Source organism: Streptomyces sp. AM 2-1-1, from assembly GCF_029167645.1.
GTDB lineage: Bacteria > Actinomycetota > Actinomycetes > Streptomycetales > Streptomycetaceae > Streptomyces.
Genome location: NZ_CP119147.1, coordinates 4,918,674 through 4,935,949, shown reverse-complemented (window position 1 = coordinate 4,935,949; position 17,276 = coordinate 4,918,674). Strand labels below are relative to the sequence as shown.

At 72.6% G+C, this 17,276-nt stretch carries 11 protein-coding genes and 1 pseudogene; 2 read left to right on the top strand and 10 right to left on the bottom strand.

The genetic code is table 11. The features are described from left to right. Positions 1 to 258 precede the first annotated feature (258 nt). The gene (locus tag PZB77_RS21530) at positions 259 to 2,151 is read right to left on the bottom strand and encodes a long-chain fatty acid--CoA ligase (RefSeq protein WP_275494247.1); all 1,893 of its coding nucleotides are present in this window, start codon (positions 2,149 to 2,151) and stop codon (positions 259 to 261) included. 427 nt (positions 2,152 to 2,578) lie between these two features. Next, positions 2,579 to 4,453, bottom strand: coding sequence for a translation elongation factor 4 (gene lepA / locus PZB77_RS21525; protein WP_275494246.1), 1,875 nt, complete (start codon positions 4,451 to 4,453; stop codon positions 2,579 to 2,581). 215 nt (positions 4,454 to 4,668) lie between these two features. On the opposite strand from lepA, the gene rpsT reads away from it, so the two are divergent. After that, a complete protein-coding gene (gene rpsT / locus PZB77_RS21520; protein ID WP_275494245.1) occupies positions 4,669 to 4,935 on the top strand; it encodes a 30S ribosomal protein S20 in 267 nt (88 codons plus the stop codon). Between the two features lie 301 nt (positions 4,936 to 5,236). Here rpsT and holA read toward each other — a convergent pair whose 3' ends face one another. After that, a complete protein-coding gene (holA, locus tag PZB77_RS21515; RefSeq protein ID WP_275494244.1) occupies positions 5,237 to 6,223 on the bottom strand; it encodes a DNA polymerase III subunit delta in 987 nt (328 codons plus the stop codon). A 491-nt stretch (positions 6,224 to 6,714) separates the two neighbouring features. Between holA and PZB77_RS21510 the strand changes: the two genes are divergently transcribed. Next, on the top strand, positions 6,715 to 6,960 hold the full coding sequence (locus PZB77_RS21510) for a hypothetical protein (RefSeq protein WP_275494243.1): 246 nt from the start codon (positions 6,715 to 6,717) through the stop codon (positions 6,958 to 6,960). A gap of 150 nt (positions 6,961 to 7,110) precedes the next feature. Here PZB77_RS21510 and PZB77_RS21505 read toward each other — a convergent pair whose 3' ends face one another. From PZB77_RS21505 to leuS, 7 genes and pseudogenes are all read right to left on the bottom strand, one after another. Then, positions 7,111 to 7,995, bottom strand: coding sequence for a YceI family protein (locus PZB77_RS21505; protein ID WP_275494242.1), 885 nt, complete (start codon positions 7,993 to 7,995; stop codon positions 7,111 to 7,113). Between the two features lie 350 nt (positions 7,996 to 8,345). Further along, positions 8,346 to 11,048, bottom strand: coding sequence for a ComEC/Rec2 family competence protein (locus PZB77_RS21500; RefSeq protein ID WP_275494241.1), 2,703 nt, complete (start codon positions 11,046 to 11,048; stop codon positions 8,346 to 8,348). Beyond that, positions 11,045 to 11,443, bottom strand: a complete 399-nt coding sequence (locus PZB77_RS31285; RefSeq protein WP_343299907.1) for a ComEA family DNA-binding protein — start codon at positions 11,441 to 11,443, stop codon at positions 11,045 to 11,047. Before PZB77_RS31285 ends, PZB77_RS21500 begins: the two co-directional genes overlap by 4 nt. Then, a pseudogene (locus PZB77_RS31280) lies at positions 11,382 to 11,948 on the bottom strand (SLBB domain-containing protein); the annotation flags it as partial. The pseudogene PZB77_RS31280 and the gene PZB77_RS31285, both read right to left, overlap by 62 nt. A gap of 309 nt (positions 11,949 to 12,257) precedes the next feature. Further along, a complete protein-coding gene (locus PZB77_RS21490; RefSeq protein ID WP_275494240.1) occupies positions 12,258 to 13,103 on the bottom strand; it encodes a DegV family protein in 846 nt (281 codons plus the stop codon). 140 nt (positions 13,104 to 13,243) lie between these two features. Further along, positions 13,244 to 13,993 carry a hypothetical protein gene (locus PZB77_RS21485; protein ID WP_275494239.1) on the bottom strand — a complete coding sequence of 250 codons (750 nt, stop codon included), beginning with the start codon at positions 13,991 to 13,993 and terminating at the stop codon, positions 13,244 to 13,246. Between the two features lie 365 nt (positions 13,994 to 14,358). Then, positions 14,359 to 17,232 carry a leucine--tRNA ligase gene (gene leuS / locus PZB77_RS21480; RefSeq protein WP_275494238.1) on the bottom strand — a complete coding sequence of 958 codons (2,874 nt, stop codon included), beginning with the start codon at positions 17,230 to 17,232 and terminating at the stop codon, positions 14,359 to 14,361. Positions 17,233 to 17,276: the final 44 nt, after the last annotated feature.

Below are 17,276 nucleotides of genomic sequence, written 5' to 3'. Positions count from 1 at the left end.
CCGGATCTCGAAACGCCGCTGACGACAACGACAGAGTGGCAGACCGGCCGGGCTCGGGCGCACCTAGTTACCGAACTGGGAGGAGGAATGCGCGCCACTCCCACGCGGGTCGTGCGCCGGAGCACGCGGCCGGCGCACGGCGGGCGCGACGGGGCGCGCCCCGGACCGGCCCGCTCCCCGGGTCACGAGCGGGGACGGGAACGGGAAGCGGGGGCGGGCACGGTCGTGCGCCCACCCCCGCCCCGGCGCCGCGCCGGATCAGGCTTCGCGCGTCCCCGCGTACATGTCCTCGATGAGCGCCTTGTACTCCCGCTCGACGACCGGCCGCTTCAGCTTGAGGCTGGGGGTCAGCTCGCCGTGCTCGATGTCCAGGTCACGCGGGAGGAGGCGGAACTTCTTGATGGTCTGCCACCGCTGAAGTCCCTCGTTGAGCTGCTTGACGTACCCCTCGATGAGCTCCACGGTCTGCGGGGCGGCCACCACTTCGGCGTAGGACTTCCCGTCCAGACCGTGTTCGGCGGCCCAGCCGAGGATCGCGGGCTCGTCCAGGGCGATGAGCGCGGTGCAGAAGTTCCGGTCCGCGCCGTGCACCAGGATGTTGGAGACGAACGGGCAGACCGCCTTGAACTGGCCCTCGACCTCGGCCGGTGCGACGTACTTGCCGCCCGACGTCTTGATCAGGTCCTTCTTCCGGTCCGTGATGCTCAGGTACCCGTCGACGGAGAGCTCGCCGATGTCGCCGGTGTGCAGCCAGCCGTCCGACTCCAGCACCTCGGCGGACTTCTCCGCCAGCCGGTGGTAGCCCTCCATGATGCCGGGGCCGCGCAGCAGCACCTCACCGTCGTCGGCGATGCGGACCTCGGTGCCGGGGAGCGGCTTGCCGACGGTACCGGTGCGGTAGGCCTCGCCGGGGTTGCAGAAGGAGGCGGCGCTGGACTCGGTCAGACCGTACCCCTCCAGGATGTGCACGCCCGCACCGGCGAAGAAGAAGCCGATGTCCGGGGCGAGCGCGGCCGATCCGGAGACGCAGGCGCGCAGCCGGCCGCCGAACGCCTCGCGGATCTTGGCGTAGACGAGGGCGTCGGCGGTCCGGTGCTTGAGGCCGAGGGCGAAGGGGACGGAGGCGGTGCCGGTGCGGCGGAAGTTGTCCTGCGAGACCTTGGCGTACTCGCGGGCGACGCCCACGGCCCACTGGAAGATCTTGTACTTGGCTCCGCCACCGGCGCGGGCCTTGGCGGCGACGCCGTTGTAGACCTTCTCGAAGATGCGCGGGACGGCTGCCATGTAGGTGGGCCGGACCACCGGGAGGTTCTCGATGATCTTGTCGACGCGGCCGTCCACGGCGGTGACGTGGCCGACCTCGATCTGGCCGGAGATCAGCACCTTGCCGAAGACGTGCGCGAGCGGCAGCCAGAGGTACTGGACGTCGTCGGCGGTGATCAGCCCGGTCGAGGGAATGGCCTTGGCCATGTACGACCAGTTGTCGTGCGGCAGCCGTACGCCCTTGGGCCGCCCGGTGGTGCCGGAGGTGTAGATCAGGGTGGCCAGCTGGTCGGCGGTGATGGCCGACACCCGCTTCTCGACGGCCTCCGGCTGCTCCGCCAGGTGGGCCGTGCCCCGGGCCTCCAGCTCGGCGAGGGTCAGCAGCCAGCCCTCGGGATCGCCGGCTTCGGCCTCGGCGCCGGCCGGGTCGATCACGACGACATGGGTCAGCTCGGGCAGCTCGGCGCGGGACTCCCGGGCCTTCGCCACCTGGGCCGCGTTCTCCGCGATCAGGACCCGGCTCTCGGAGTCGGCGAGGATGAACGCGGACTCCTCGGTGTTGGTGGAGGGGTAGACCGTGGTCGTCGCGGCCCCGGCGCACATCACCGCCAGGTCGGCGAGGATCCACTCGACCCGGGTGGAGGACGCGAGGGCGACCCGCTCCTCGGGCCGTACGCCGAGCGCGATCAGGCCCGCCGCGATGGCGTAGACCCGCTCGGCGGACTCGCCCCAGGTCAGTGACTTCCACTCGTCCGGGCCCTCACCCGTGGACGACGGCACCGGGTAGCGGTACGCCTCGGCGTCCGGCGTGGCCGTGACGCGTTCGACGAAGAGGTTCGCCACCGAGGGCGGTCGGTTGTCGATCAGGGTCTGTGGTGTGTCGCTCACGACGTCCTCCGGGGCCTGCGGCATCACTACGACCGGCCGCTTGGTGATCCTGCTGTCTCTGCTTGCTTCTCGTTCCCGCTCTGCGCGTGATCCTGATTCAGCGCGCGGTCCTGCTCGTCCCGCTCGCTCGGCCGTTCCCGCCCCGTTCGACCGGCTATCCACCGGCTTGCTTAACTGGCGAGTAACCAGACGAGCCGTGATCAGGGTAAAGCGCGCCCGGTTCCCGCGTAAGGGGCCATGGGCCGTCGGTTGATAACGAACGGGCCCCCGCTCCACGCGCTGTGCGCGGGAACAGGGGCCCGAACGTGTGACACCTCGAACATCCCGGCCGAACGCCTGGTGGGGCGTCCGCGGGCCGTCCGCGGGCCGTCGCGAGAACGGAGCCGGACGACTCGGTCGGGGGACGGAGCCGGAGGACGGAGCGGGGCTACTTCTTGCCCTTGGCCTCGCCGCCGGGCTCGTCGGTCGACAGGACGGCGATGAACGCGTCCTGCGGCACCTCGACGTTGCCGACCATCTTCATGCGCTTCTTGCCTTCCTTCTGCTTCTCCAGCAGCTTCCGCTTACGGGAGATGTCACCGCCGTAGCACTTGGCGAGGACGTCCTTGCGGATGGCGCGGACGGTCTCACGGGCGATGACCCGGGAGCCGATGGCCGCCTGGATCGGCACCTCGAAGTTCTGCCGGGGGATGAGCTTCTGCAGCTTGGCGACGAGCCGGACGCCGTACGCGTACGCCTTGTCCTTGTGGGTGACGGCGGAGAACGCGTCGACCTTGTCGCCGTGGAGCAGGATGTCGACCTTGACGAGCTGCGCGGACTCCTCGCCGATGGGCTCGTAGTCGAGCGAGGCGTAGCCGCGGGTCTTGGACTTCAGCTGGTCGAAGAAGTCGAAGACGATCTCGGCGAGCGGCAGGGTGTAGCGGATCTCCACCCGGTCCTCGGAGAGGTAGTCCATGCCCATCAGGGTGCCGCGCCGGTTCTGGCAGAGCTCCATGATCGCGCCGATGAACTCGCTCGGCGCGAGGACGGTGGCCCGGACGACCGGCTCGTGCACCGAGTCGATCTTGCCCTCGGGGAACTCGCTCGGGTTGGTGACGATGTGCTCGGAGCCGTCCTCCATCGTCACGCGGTAGACCACGTTGGGCGCGGTGGCGATGAGTTCGAGACCGAACTCGCGCTCCAGGCGCTCGCGGACCACGTCGAGGTGGAGCAGCCCAAGGAAGCCGACGCGGAAGCCGAAGCCGAGGGCGGCGGAGGTCTCCGGCTCGTAGACCAGGGCCGCGTCGTTGAGCTGGAGCTTGTCCAGAGCCTCGCGCAGGTCCGGGTAGTCCGATCCGTCCAGCGGGTAGAGCCCCGAGAACACCATCGGCTTCGGGTCCTTGTACCCGCCCAGCGCCTCGGTCGCCCCGTTGTGCAGGGAGGTGATCGTGTCACCGACCTTGGACTGACGGACGTCCTTCACACCGGTGATGATGTAGCCGACCTCACCCACACCGACGCCGTCAGCCGGAGTCATCTCGGGGGAGGAGACACCGATCTCCAGCAGCTCGTGCGTGGCACCGGTCGACATCATCCGGATGCGCTCACGCTTGTTGAGCTGGCCGTCGATCACACGGACATAGGTGACGACACCCCGGTACGGGTCGTAGACCGAGTCGAAGATCATGGCGCGGGCAGGGGCGTCCGCGTTGCCGACGGGGGCCGGAACGTCCCGGACCACGCGGTCCAGCAGGGCCTCGACGCCGACGCCGGTCTTCGCGGAGACCCGCAGGACGTCCTCCGGCTGGCAGCCGATGAGGTTCGCGAGCTCCTCGGAGAACTTCTCGGGCTGCGCGGCCGGGAGGTCGATCTTGTTCAGCACCGGGACGATGGTGAGGTTGTTCTCCATGGCCAGGTACAGGTTGGCCAGGGTCTGCGCCTCGATGCCCTGGGCCGCGTCGACCAGCAGGACCGTGCCCTCGCACGCGGCGAGCGAGCGCGACACCTCGTACGTGAAGTCCACGTGCCCCGGGGTGTCGATCATGTTGAGGATGTGGGTGCCGCCCTTGCCCTCCGCCGTGGTCGGCGCCCACGGGAGACGGACCGCCTGGGACTTGATGGTGATACCGCGCTCGCGCTCGATGTCCATCCGGTCGAGGTACTGAGCGCGCATCTGCCGCTGGTCGACCACGCCCGTCAGCTGGAGCATCCGGTCGGCAAGGGTCGACTTGCCGTGGTCGATGTGCGCGATGATGCAGAAGTTGCGGATCAGCGCCGGGTCGGTACGGCTCGGCGCGGGCACGTTGGTGGGAGTCGCGGGCACGCAGGGTCCTGATTCTTGAGACGCCGAACGCCGTGTCTCGGGTCGATGGCGGGTCGGTCGGATCTGTACGTAGCTCCCATCGTCCCACGCCTGCGGGCCGGCCACGGGTTTGGGCCGGTCGGAGGGTGACTGGTACCGTGGTCAGCTGTGCCTCGTGGCTCTTACGGGCGGCGCGGCGCACTCAGAAGATCCAACGAACCTGAAAAGGCTTCTTCGTGGCGAACATCAAGTCCCAGATCAAGCGGAACAAGACCAACGAGAAGGCGCGCCTGCGCAACAAGGCCGTCAAGTCGTCGCTCAAGACCGCGATCCGCAAGGCCCGTGAGGCTGCCGTCGCCGGTGACGTCGAGAAGGCCACCACGGCCGCTCGCGACGCTTCCCGCGCGCTCGACAAGGCCGTCTCCAAGGGTGTCATCCACAAGAACGCCGCGGCCAACAAGAAGTCGGCCCTGGCCTCCAAGGTTGCCACTCTCAGCGCCTGAGCATCTGATGTGATCGCCGGAACGGACGCAGCGGGCCCTCTACCCCGCTCCTGACCGGCAACCCGTGCCGCACACCGAACCTGCGTTCGCCACGCGGGTGCGGCACACCAGAGGTGTGAACGGAAAGGCCCCGTGCGTCCCCTCCCCAGGGGACGCACGGGGCCTTTCCGCTGCTCGGGTCCAGGCGAGCCGCTCGGGTCCGGGGCGCCGACGGCGCGGGGCCCGCAGGACGGGCGGGCGGGCGCGGGGCCGGACGGGCGGGGACCTTACATGCGCGGGGCCTGCGGGGCTCCGGGTGGTGTCAGCGGCCGGTGCGGGCCGCTCGGGCCACGGCGACGACCGCCTTCTCCAGGGCGTACCCCGGGTCGTCCCCGCCGCCCTTGACCCCCGCGTCCGCGGCGGCCACGGCCAGCGTCGCCGCGGCGATCCCGTCCGGGGTCCAGCCGCGCATCTGCTGGCGCACCCGGTCGATCTTCCACGGGGGCATGCCCAGCTCCCGGGCCAGGTCGGCGGGGCGTCCGCCGCGGGCGGAGGAGAGCTTGCCGATGGCCCGGACGCCCTGCGCGAGGGCGCTGGTGATGAGGACGGGGGCGACACCGGTCGAGAGCGACCAGCGCAGCGCCTCCAGGGCCTCGGCCGCCCGTCCTTCGACCGCCCGGTCGGCGACGGTGAACGAGGACGCCTCGGCGCGGCCCGTGTAGTAGCGGCCGACGACGGCCTCGTCGATGGTGCCCTCCACGTCCGCGACCAGCTGGGAGACGGCACTCGCCAGCTCCCGCAGATCGCTGCCGATCGAGTCGACGAGGGACTGGCATGCCTCGGGGGTGGCGGAACGGCCCAGCGCCCGGAACTCCGACCGCACGAAGGCGAGCCGCTCGGCCGGCTTCGTCGTCTTCGGGCAGGCGACTTCCCGCGCTCCCGCCTTCCGGGCCGCGTCCAGCAGGCCCTTGCCCTTGGCGCCGCCCGCGTGGAGCAGTACCAGGGTGATCTCCTCGGCAGGCGAGTCGAGGTACGCCTTCACGTCCTTGACGGTGTCGGCGGAGAGGTCGTGGGCGTTGCGGACGATCACCACCTTCCGCTCGGCGAACAGCGAGGGGCTGGTCAGCTCGGCGAGCGTGCCCGGCTGCAGCTGGTCCGACGCGAGATCGCGGACGTCCGTGTCGGCGTCGGCGGCGCGGGCTGCCGCCACCACCTGCTGCACGGCACGGTCCAGGAGGAGGTCCTCCTGGCCCACGGCGAGCGTGAGGGGGGCGAGCGGGTCGTCGGTGGGGTTCCTTCTGGTGGCCATCGCCGTCCAGCATCCCACGCTCCACCGACAGCCCGGCCGGCGTCCACCCTCCGGCGTGCTGGTCGGCGCGGTCCGGTCCGGCGGGTCCGGTCGGGCGGGTCCGGTCCGGCGGGTCCGGTCCGGCGGGTCCGGTCCGGCGGGTCCGGTCCGGCGGGTCCGGTCCGGCGGGTCCGGTCCGGCGGGTCCGGTCCGGCGGGTCCGGTCCGGCGGGTCCGGTCCGGCGGGTCCGGTCCGGCGGGTCCGGTCCGGCGGGTCCGGTCCGGCGGGTCCGGTCCGGCGGGTCCGGTCCGGCGGGTCCGCATGCGGAGGGGGACCTGCGGGTCACGGTGGGGCGTGCCGGGGCGCGGTCCGGCGACCTGTGGAGAGGGGGCCACCGTCGCGGTCGCAGCCCGGCGGTCCGGCGGTCGGCTGCCGGCGATGCGGCTACCGGTAGTCGGCGGTCCGGCTACCGGCGGTCCGGCGCACGGGTCGGCGCGGGTGAGAATGGGTGGGTGAGCGACGTGAGACATGTACTGGTGCTGCCCGACCGCGATGCCGCCCAAGACGTGGCGGAGGAGTTGCCCGCCCGCTTCGCCGTGGGTGAGGAGCCCCACCTGCTGCGGGATGCGCTCGCCGGGGAGGACGACGCCGAGGACGCCCAGTGGCTGGTGGTCGTGGAGGACCCGGACGGGCGCTTGGACCCCGCCGCCCTCGACGCGCTCGCGGCCGAGCACGAAGGGTGGCTGGAGGCCCCGTAGAGGGCCCCGGCCGGAGCTCCGGCCGTTCCCGCCCGGGGGGCCGGGGCAGCGCACCCTGACGAGGCTCGGCGCACCCCGACGGCCGGCGCCCCGAAGGGCGATCGGGGCCGAAGGGCGATCGGGGCCGAGGGGCCTGCGCTCACCGAGTGGTCAGCTTTTCTGGACGATCTGGATGTCCATCTCGATGGCGATGCTGGAGCCGACGACCGCGATGCCCTTGGCCAGCATCGTCTGCCAGGTGAGGGTGAAGTCTTCGCGGTGCAGCTCGGTGGTGGCCCGGCAGGCGGCCCGCACCTCGCCTTCCAGTCCGTTGCCGAGGCCGAGGTACTGGGTCTCCAGCGTCACCGTGCGGCTGACGCCGTGCAGGGTGAGCGCGCCGGTGACGGCCCAGCGGGTCCCGCCGCGGTGCACGAAGCGCTCGCTGTAGAACTCCAGCGTCGGGAAGTGCCCCACGTCCAGGAAGTCCCCCGACCGCAGGTGGTCGTCGCGCATCTGGACGTTGGTGTCGATGGAGGCGGCGTCGATGATGACGTGCATCGCCGAGTCCTCCATGTGCTCGGCGATGCGGATGGCGCCGGCGAAGGTGTTGAACCTGCCGTGGACGCGTGCCATGCCGATGTGCCGCGCGGTGAAACCGATCTGACTGTGGGTCGGCTCGATCTCCCAGTCCCCGGGGGCGGGGAGCTGCGGGGGCTGCACCAGCTGGAGCCGTACGTCGCCCAGGTTCGCGTGGCCGTCCTCCGACACCGAGACCGGGCCGTGGAAGGGGGTGAACCCCTCGGAGGTGACGCCCAGTCGGTACTCCCCCGCCGGAACGGAGGCGAGGATCCTCCCGAACGGATCGGTCTCACCGCCGAAGACCCTGCGGCCCGCGGCGTCCGTGACGGTGAACTCGGCCTCCAGCACCGGCTGGTCGACGGGGTCGAGCACGCGGCAACTGATCACGCCCGCCGACCGCGGAACCGTGACTCCGGCGAGGGCGCCACCGGCGGCGGCACCCGACTGTCCATTGCTGCGAAACCAACGGCCGAACATGCTGCACTCCCGGGGGCGATCACCTGGGGCCCCTGCGGCTGGACGTCGTTGTCGGAGCAGCGGCCCATCGACGAAAGTGCATTCGATCATCATTGCCGCGTTCGAGGCAAACAGAGGCGCTCGTAGGGGGATGTAACGAGCTGTGACGGAGTGCTACCCAACCTCCCTCATTGACGCCACCTCTCATTGATTGCGGCGTATGGCCGGACAGATCCCCCTCCGGTCCCCACCCTGACTGTCCACCCGGCCCCCTGCTGTCTCCGCGGCTCTGTGCGGTCTCCCGGTCACCGGCTGTCGGCCCCGCCCCCGGAACGACCCGCTCCCCGTCTCCGGGACCGGGAACGGATGCCTCATCGACGGCCCGTCACACGCAGTCCACTTCCCGCCCCGCTCACGGCGATCGCCCCCTCCAGGTCCGTGCGCATGACCGTGGCGCCCCCGGCCCGCAGGGCGGCGACCGTGCGCGGAGCGGGATGGCCGTACGGGTTCTCCGCACCGCAGGAGATGAGCGCGAGCCTCGGTCGCACCCGGTCGAGCAGCCTCGGGTCCTGGAAACCGGAGCCGTGGTGCGCCACCTTGAGCACGTCCACGGGGGAGAGCCCGGGATGGGCGCGTATCAGTCCGCCCTGGGCGAGGGGTTCCAGGTCGCCCAGGAGGAGCAACCGCAGGCCGCCCCGCGCCGTGACGAGCAGGGTGACGCTGGCGTCGTTCGGCTCCTCGGGCACCGAGGGGGTGGCCGGCGCTCCGGCCAGGGGGCGGGGCAGGGCGGTACCGACCGCCGGCAGTGCCGTCCCCGCCGCTCCCGGCCAGAGGACCCGCCAGTCGAGGGCGCCGATGCGCCGGTGTTCCCCCGCCACCGCCGGGATGACCGGCACGCCTGCGGCGGTGGCGGTCCGCCGGACGAACGCCGCCTGCTCCGGGGGCTGTTCCAGTCCGGTCGTCTGGATCGCCCCCACCGCCCGGCCACGCAGTACGCCGGGCAGGCCGCGCACGTGATCCGCGTGGAAGTGGGTCAGCACCAGCAACGGCACCCGGCTCACCCCCAGCTCACGCAGACAGCGGTCGACGGGGGCCGGTTCGGGTCCGGCGTCCACGACCACCCCGGCCCCGTCCCCCGCCGCGAGCACCATCGCGTCGCCCTGCCCCACGTCGCACAGCGCGAAGGCCCAGCCGGGCGGGGGCCACCCCGTCACCATCCGCGTCAGCGGTACGGGTCTCACGACCGCGAGGACCAGCAGCAGCGCGGCAGCCGCACAGACCCAGGGATGCCGCCCCCACCGGCGGACGCCCAGCACGACGAGCACCGTCGCTCCGGCGAGCAGTCCGGCGCCTCCCCAGCCGCCGGGCCAGGCCGTCTCCGCCCCCGGCAGGCCGGCGCCCGTCCTGGCGACACCCGCGATCCAGCCCACCGGCCACCCCGCCACCCGGGCCAGCACCTGCGCCGCCGGCATCGACACGGGCGCCACGGCGAGCACGGCGAATCCGAGGACCGTCGCGGGCGCCACCGCGAATTCGGCCAGGAGGTTGCACGGGACGGCCACCAGGCTCACCCGGGAGGCCAGCACCACGACGACCGGCGCGCAGACGGCCTGCGCCGCGGCCGCCGCGGCCAGCACCTCGGCGAGCCTGGGGGGTACGCCCCTGCGGCTCAGGGCCGCTCCCCAGCGCGGTGCGAGGGTGAGCAGCGCGCCGGTGGCTAGGACGGACAGCAGGAAGCCGTAGCTCCGGGCCAGCCACGGGTCGTACAGCACCAGCAGCAGAACCGCCGCCGCCAGCGCGGGAATCAGGGCTCGGCGGCGCCCGGTCCCGATGGCGAGGAGCGTGATCAGGCCGCACGCGGCCGCTCGCAGCACGCTCGGCTCCGGACGGCAGACGAGCACGAACGCGAGGGTGATCAGGCCACCGGTCAGCGCCGTCATGCGCAGGGTGAGCCCCAACCGGGGAGCCAGGCCCTTCCGCTCGGCGCTCAGGGCGGCGCTCGGAGCGCCGATCAGCAGGAAGAGCAGCACGGACAGATTCGCTCCGGACACGCTCAAGAGGTGACTGAGGTCGGTGGCCCGGAAGGCGTCGTGCAGCTCGGTCGGCACGCGCGAGGTGTCACCGAGCACCAGCCCGGGCAGCAGCGCCCGTGCGTCCGGCCCCAGCGTGTCGGTGGCCCGGCGCAGCCCTTCGCGCAGCTTCCCCGCCGTCCGTTGCGCGAAGGTGGGCCCCGTGAGGATCTGCGGCGCCGCCCTCGCCTCCACCCGCAGAGAAGCCGCGCTCCGCTCGCCCTCGCGCGTCGGGGGGACGAGCCGCCCGGCGATCCGCAGGCGGGTGGTGGGCAGCAGGCTCTGCCACGCCTGCGGCCCGGCCCCGGGCGACACCATCAGGACGACAGGGGTCCGAAGCCGGTACGCGCCCTCCCACGAGGCCGGTCCGGTGCCGCTCGTGAGCCGGTGCCCGGCGCTGGGAAGCCGGCCGGGGCCGGGACCACGGGCGGGGCGCGCGAGCCGGATGATCTCCGCGTCGATCAGCAGCAGCGCCGGCATGCTCCGGCTGCCCCGTACCTGGGCCCGCGTCCGTACCGGATCGGCAGTGACCGTCACCTCGGCTTCCACGTCGGCGTGCGCCCGCGCCAGGGCCGGTACCGGTCCTCGGCGGACGTCGGCCCCGTGCAGCCCCGCCGACGCGGCCCCGGCCGCCGCGCAGAGCAGTACGGCGCTCACCGCGACCCGTCCGGTGCGCCACCGGCCCCCTTCCCCGCGTGCCGCACGCAGGAGCACCAAGGCCACCAGGAGGCAGCCGACGACGCCCGTCGCCGTCCAGGCCCCCGGCGCGACGAGACAGAGCGCGGCCGCCGCCCAGGCGGCGAGGGCCGGGAGCAGGAGGCGCAGATCGGCCGGATCCTCCCCTCCCGCCCTCGTGGACGTCGTCCCGGCGGAGGGACCCCAGGGTCCGGTGCCGGTGCCGGTGCCGGTGCCGGTGGGCGGCCCCTGCCCCGTACCCGCACCGGTGCGGGTACGGGAGGTGCCGGTGCCCGTCCCCGTGCCCGAGGGGCCGGCCTCCCGGGTCATGGCCGTACCAGGGGCTGGAGGTCGTCGAAGCGCCGGTCGCCGATGCCCGTGACCTCGCGCAGCTCGTCCACCGAGCCGTACCCTCCGTGCTCGACGCGGTAGTCGACGATGTGCTGGGCGAGGACCGGCCCGACCCCGGGCAGCGTCTCCAGTTGCTCGGCGGTGGCCGTGCTGAGGCTCAGGGGCCCGGTCGGCGCGACCGGGCCGGCGCCCGCACCGGACGCTCCGGCCCCGTCCGGGGGCGGCCCGGCCGGGGGGGAGGCCGACCAGCACCTGCTCGCCGTCCGTGAGGACCCTGGCCCGGTTGAGACCGGTGACGTCCGTCCCCGTGAGCACTCCCCCGGCGGCGTCCAGCGCGTCGGCGACCCGGGCCCCGGCCCGCAGGTGCTGGACACCGGGCCGCCGCACCTTGCCGTTCACGTCGACCAGGATCTGATCGGCCGTCATCGCGCCCGGGGCGGTCGGGGACGCCGGACGCGGTGCGGCCGGTGACGCCGCGAACTCGGCGCGGACGTTCTCCGTACGCGGCACGGCGGACGTCCCGGCCGCGACCCGCACCGCTTCGGGGACGTGCACGTCCTCCGGTCCGGCCGACCAGAAGTGCGCCCCGGCCAGGACCGCGAGGCCGGCCAGCACGACACCGAGTACGGCGGTCGTCTTCGGTTCGAGGCCGCAACGGAGCTGGAACCAGAGGGGTAAGCGCTCACGCAGGGCCGACGCACCGGGCCTCTCCACCCGCTCCGGAGGGACAGCATCGCCACCGGGGACGGGCCCGACCTCGGCGGGCGCGGGCTCCCCGTCGCCCAGGAGTGCTTCGGCCCGGCGGCGCGCCGCCGCCTCCACCGCCTCGGTCGGCCGCCCCCTCGCCCGCCGTCCCGCGCGTGCACCGGGGACGCCCATGGCGGCGGGTGCGTCGGGGCGACAACCGGAGCCCGCGGAGGCGGGAACGGCCGAAGCGGGGACGGCCCACGACGGGTCGGCGGCGGGAAGGGCCGGGCGGTCGAGCACCGGAGCGGACGAGGAGGGACGCGGGTGAACCGAAGGAGGAGTCATGCCTCAGGACGTTAGGCAGCTGAGCGCGAACCTGCTGAGCAGCCCCGATTTCCGTGGACAACCCCCCGATTGTGGATAACTCCGTCACCCTTCAGGGAGCGAGAGCGGGGACGGAGCGGAGGAGATGCGCCCGCGCCCCGGCTCACCGCGCCGAGATCACCGCAGCGAGATCACCGCGGCGAGCAGGCCCGGCCCCGTGTGGGCTCCGATGACCGCACCTACCTCGCTGACGTGCAGGTCGACGAGGCCCGGCACCCGCTGCCGCAGGCGCTCCGCCAGCCGCTCGGCCCGGTCCGGGGCCGCGAGGTGGTGTACCGCGATGTCCACCGCACCCGTACCGGCGCGTTCAGCGACGATCTCCTCCAGCCGGGCGATGGCCCGGGAGGCCGTCCGTACCTTCTCCAGCAACTCGATCCGGCCGTCATCGAGCTGGAGCAGCGGCTTCACCGCGAGCGCGGAGCCGAACAGGGCCTGGGCCGCGCCGATCCTGCCGCCCCGGCGGAGGTAGTCGAGGGTGTCCACGTAGAAGTAGGCGGAGGTGGCGGCCGCCCGCCGCTCGGCGGCCCGTACCGCGTCGTCCACGTCCCCGCCCGCCTCCGCGGCCTCGGCTGCCGCCAGCGCGCAGAAGCCGAGGGCCATGGCGACCATCCCGGTGTCCACCACGCGCACCGGCACCGGGGCCTCCTTCGCCGCCAGCAGAGCGGCGTCGTAGGTCCCGGAGAACTCCGCCGACAGGTGCAGGGAGACGACTCCCGTCGCGCCCGCCGCGGCCGCGGCACGGTAGGTCTCGGCGAAGACCTCGGGGCTGGGCCGGGAGGTGGTCACCGAGCGGCGCTTCTGGAGGGCCACCGCGAGCGAGCGGGCGGAGATCTCCGTACCCTCCTCCAGCGCCTGGTCGCCGAGGACGACGGTCAGCGGCACCGCGGTGATGCCGTGCCGTTCCATCGTCCGGGGAGGCAAGTAGGCCGTTGAATCGGTGACGATCGCGACATGGCGGGACATGAGCCGGAGATTACCTTCCGGTGCGCGGGCGCGGCAGCCCGACCCCGGGCCGCTGCCCTTTTACGGGCGGTGCGGGACGCATCCTGCCACTCCGCCGCCCGCACCGGACGCGTCGGGGAAGAACGACCGCCGCCCGGATCTCAGTTCGTCGTCTCCGGACGGGAGGACTTCTGCCACGACGGGCTGGTCCACGCGCGGGGATCGGACGCCGGCAGTTCCTGTGCGGCCTCGGGTCCCCTGCCGGCTCCCGTCGTCCGCGGTCCGGCGCCTTCCGGCGCTCGGGAACCCCGGGACGGCTGATCCCGCGGCACCTGCTGCTCCCGCGTCGCCCCCGGTGCCGGCTCCTCGACGGTCCAGTGCCGCAGTGCCCCGGCCTCCACGTCGATCTGCGCGTTGAGGGTGTCCAGGTCCTCGTCGGCGAACCGCCTGGCCCGGTCCCGGGCCGCCCAGCGCAGCGAGTCGGCCGAGCGCGTGATGCGGCCGGTCCGGTCCCGCAGCGCGGGCATCAGCGTGGTGACCGTCGCCCGGTCGGGCTCGCGCTCCAGCCGCCTCAGCTCGTCGTCCAGCTCCCGGCCGTGCGCGCTGAGGCGCTGGAAGAGCGCCAGGGACTCCGAGAGCGAGGCGTCCTGGGCCGCGTCGGTCCCGAGTGCCTCCTGGGTGGCGCGCATCGCGGTGCGCAGGGAGAGCCGCAACTGCGCCAACTCGCCCGCCACCCCGGGTTGGCCGTAGCTCTTCGCCCGCAGCGCGGTCTCCTCGACCGTCCGGCGGGCTTGCGTGAGGGTCCTGTCGACCCCCCGCTTGGCGGCCTTGACGGCTTTGACCCCGACGTACACGCCGAGGGCGGCGAACACGACGAAGAGCAGCGTCAGGATCAGAAGCAAGGTCTCCATGAGCGCCCCTCGGCAGTCGGCGGTCGATCGGGTCGGGATGGCTCGGCGGGCAGCCGGTGACGGCCGCCCTCTCCACGGTAAACGCAACGGGCAGGCCGAGGGTTCCGTCGGAACCCCCAACCTGCCCGTAGGGGAAAGCCCTGGCACCGGTCCCGGGGCCGGTCGCCCCGGAACCGGGAACCGCGGCCAGGGACAGCGGCTCACCCGGAGCCCGCGCCCGGTGCCCAGGGACCGGCGCCCGCACCGAGCCGCCGGTCCGGGGCCCCGGGTGCCTCGCACGGGGACGATGGCCCCGGGTGCCTCAGAACTCGCACCGGGACGACGACCCCGAGCGCCCTACATGGGGACAATGACCCCCGGGCGCCTCACGCGGGGACGATGTTGACCAGCTTCGGGGCCCGCACGATCACCTTGCGGATCTCGGCTCCGCCCAGGGCGGCGACGACGGCGGGGTCGGCCAGGGCCAGCGACTCCAGCTCCGCCTCCGTGACGGACGGGGAGATCTCCAGACGGGCCCTGACCTTGCCCTTGACCTGGACGACGCAGGTGACCGTCTCGTCGACGACGTACGCCGGGTCGGCCACCGGGAAGTCCTGGTGCACGACCGACTCGGTGTGGCCCAGACGGCGCCACAGCTCCTCGGCGACGTGCGGGGCCAGCGGGGCGACCAGCAGCACCAGGCGCTCGGCGACCGAACGGGAGAGCGGACCGCCCGTCTTGGTCAGGTGGTTGTTCAGCTCGGTCACCTTGGCGATGGCCGTGTTGAAGCGCATGTTGGCCATGTCCTGGGCGACCCCGTCGATCGCCTTGTGCAGCGCGCGCAGCGTGTCCTCGCCGGGCTCGGTGTCCACGACGGTGACCTCACCGGTCTCCTCGTCGACGACGTTGCGCCACAGCCGCTGCAGCAGGCGGTACTGGCCGACGACGGCCCGGGTGTCCCACGGGCGCGACACGTCCAGCGGGCCCATCGCCATCTCGTACAGGCGCAGCGTGTCCGCGCCGTACTCGGCGCAGATCTCGTCCGGCGTGACGGCGTTCTTCAGGGACTTGCCCATCTTGCCCAGGACGCGGCTGACCTTCTCGCCCTGGAAGAAGAACTGGCCGTCCCGCTCCTCGACCTCGGCGGCCGGCACCGGGATGCCCCGGGCATCGCGGTAGACGAACGCCTGGATCATGCCCTGGTTGTACAGCTTGTGGAACGGCTCGGCGGACGAGATGTGGCCCAGGTCGTGCAGCACCTTGGTCCAGAAACGCGCGTACAGCAGGTGCAGCACGGCGTGCTCGGCGCCGCCGACGTACAGGTCGACACCGCCGGTAGGCCGGTCTTCACGCGGCCCCATCCAGTACTGCTCGATCGCCGGGTCGACCAGCGCCGACTCGTTGTGCGGGTCCAGGTAGCGCAGCTCGTACCAGCAGGAACCCGCCCAGTTCGGCATGGTGTTGGTCTCGCGTCGGTACGGGCGCGGACCCTTGCCGTCGCCCAGGTCCAGGGTGACGTTGACCCAGTCGGCGTTCCGCGACAGCGGGGGCTCCGGCTTGGTGTCGGCGTCGTCCGGGTCGAAGGTGCGCGGCGAGTAGTCCTCGACCTCCGGCAGTTCCAGCGGCAGCATCGACTCGGGCAGCGGGTGGGCGATGCCGTCCTCGTCGTAGACGATCGGGAAGGGCTCGCCCCAGTAGCGCTGGCGGCTGAACAGCCAGTCGCGCAGCCGGAAGTTCACGGTGCCCTCGCCGACGCCGTGCTCGTCCAGCCACTCGGTGATCTTCGCCTTGGCGTCGGCCACGCCCAGGCCGTCGAGGGAGATCCGGTCGTTCGAGGAGTTGACCAGCTTCGCCTCGTACGAGGAGAAGGCGTCGTCCCACGTGGTGGTGTCGGTGCCGCGGCCGTCCGAGGGCTCGACGACGCAGCGCATCGGCAGCTCGAAGGCGCGGGCGAACGCGAAGTCGCGGGTGTCGTGCGCGGGTACGGCCATGATCGCGCCGGTTCCGTAGCCCATCAGCACGTAGTCGGCGATGAAGACGGGGACCCGGTCGCCGCTGACCGGGTTGGTCGCGTACGCGCCGGTGAAGACGCCGGTCTTGTCCTTCGCCTCGGCCTGCCGCTCGACGTCGGACTTGGCCGCGGCCTGCTTGCGGTAGGCGGTGACGGCCTCGGCGGGGGTGGCGTGGCCGCCGGTCCAGACCGGGTGGGTGCCCTCGGGCCAGGTGGCCGGGATGATCCGCTCGATCAGCTCGTGCTCGGGTGCCAGCACCATGTAGGTGGCACCGAACAGGGTGTCCTGCCGGGTGGTGAAGACGGTGACGGCGCCGGCGCCGTCGACCGGGAAGTCGACGCGCGCGCCCTCGGAGCGGCCGATCCAGTTGCGCTGCTGCAGCTTGATGGCGTCGGGCCAGTCCAGGCCGTCCAGGTCGTTCAGCAGGCGGTCGGCGTAGGCGGTGATGCGCATGTTCCACTGGCGCAGCTTGGACTTGAAGACCGGGAAGTTGCCGCGCTCGGAGCGTCCGTCGGCGGTCACCTCCTCGTTGGCCAGGACGGTGCCCAGGCCGGGCGACCAGTTGACGGGCGCCTCGGAGGCGTACGCCAGGCGGTACTCGCTCAGCAGGTCGGCGCGCTCGACGGCGGACAGGTCCGACCAGGCGCGGCCGTCCGGCGTGGGCCGCTCACCGTTCTCGAACCGCGAGACCAGTTCGGCGATGGGACGGGCCTTGTCGGCGTCCGTGTCGTACCAGGAGTCGAAGATCTGCAGGAAGATCCACTGGGTCCACTTGTAGTACTCCGCGTCGATCGTGGCGAACGAGCGGCGCTTGTCGTGGCCCAGTCCCAGCCGGCGCAGCTGGACCCGCATGTTCTCCATGTTCGCCTCGGTGGAGATCCGGGGGTGCGTCCCGGTCTGCACGGCGTACTGCTCGGCGGGCAGGCCGAACGCGTCGAAGCCCAGCGTGTGCAGGACGTTGTGGCCGGACATCCGCTGGTGGCGGGCGTAGACGTCGGTGGCGATGTAACCCAGCGGGTGACCGACGTGCAGTCCCGCGCCCGAGGGGTACGGGAACATGTCCATGATGAACTTCTTGGGCTTGGCGGCCAGCTCCGGGTCGCCCGCCAGGTCACCGGACGGGTTGGGCGCCTCGTAGGTCCCCTCGGCGTCCCAGAAGTCCTGCCAGCGTGCCTCGATGTCGGCGGCCATGGCCGCCGTGTAGCGGTGCGGCGCAACCGTCTCGGCTGCGGAATTCGTCTCGCTCATGATCCTCAAAGCTCCATCGATCGTCATCTGCCGGCGTCGCCCAC

Coding starts and splice junctions, on each gene's coding strand:
- leuS (WP_275494238.1), bottom strand. CDS start 17,232: ATGAGCGAGACGAATTCCGCAGCCGAGACGGTTGCGCCGCACCGCTAC.
- holA (WP_275494244.1), bottom strand. CDS start 6,223: ATGGCCACCAGAAGGAACCCCACCGACGACCCGCTCGCCCCCCTCACG.
- PZB77_RS21500 (WP_275494241.1), bottom strand. CDS start 11,048: ATGACCCGGGAGGCCGGCCCCTCGGGCACGGGGACGGGCACCGGCACC.
- PZB77_RS21485 (WP_275494239.1), bottom strand. CDS start 13,993: ATGGAGACCTTGCTTCTGATCCTGACGCTGCTCTTCGTCGTGTTCGCC.
- PZB77_RS21505 (WP_275494242.1), bottom strand. CDS start 7,995: ATGTTCGGCCGTTGGTTTCGCAGCAATGGACAGTCGGGTGCCGCCGCC.
- PZB77_RS21490 (WP_275494240.1), bottom strand. CDS start 13,103: ATGTCCCGCCATGTCGCGATCGTCACCGATTCAACGGCCTACTTGCCT.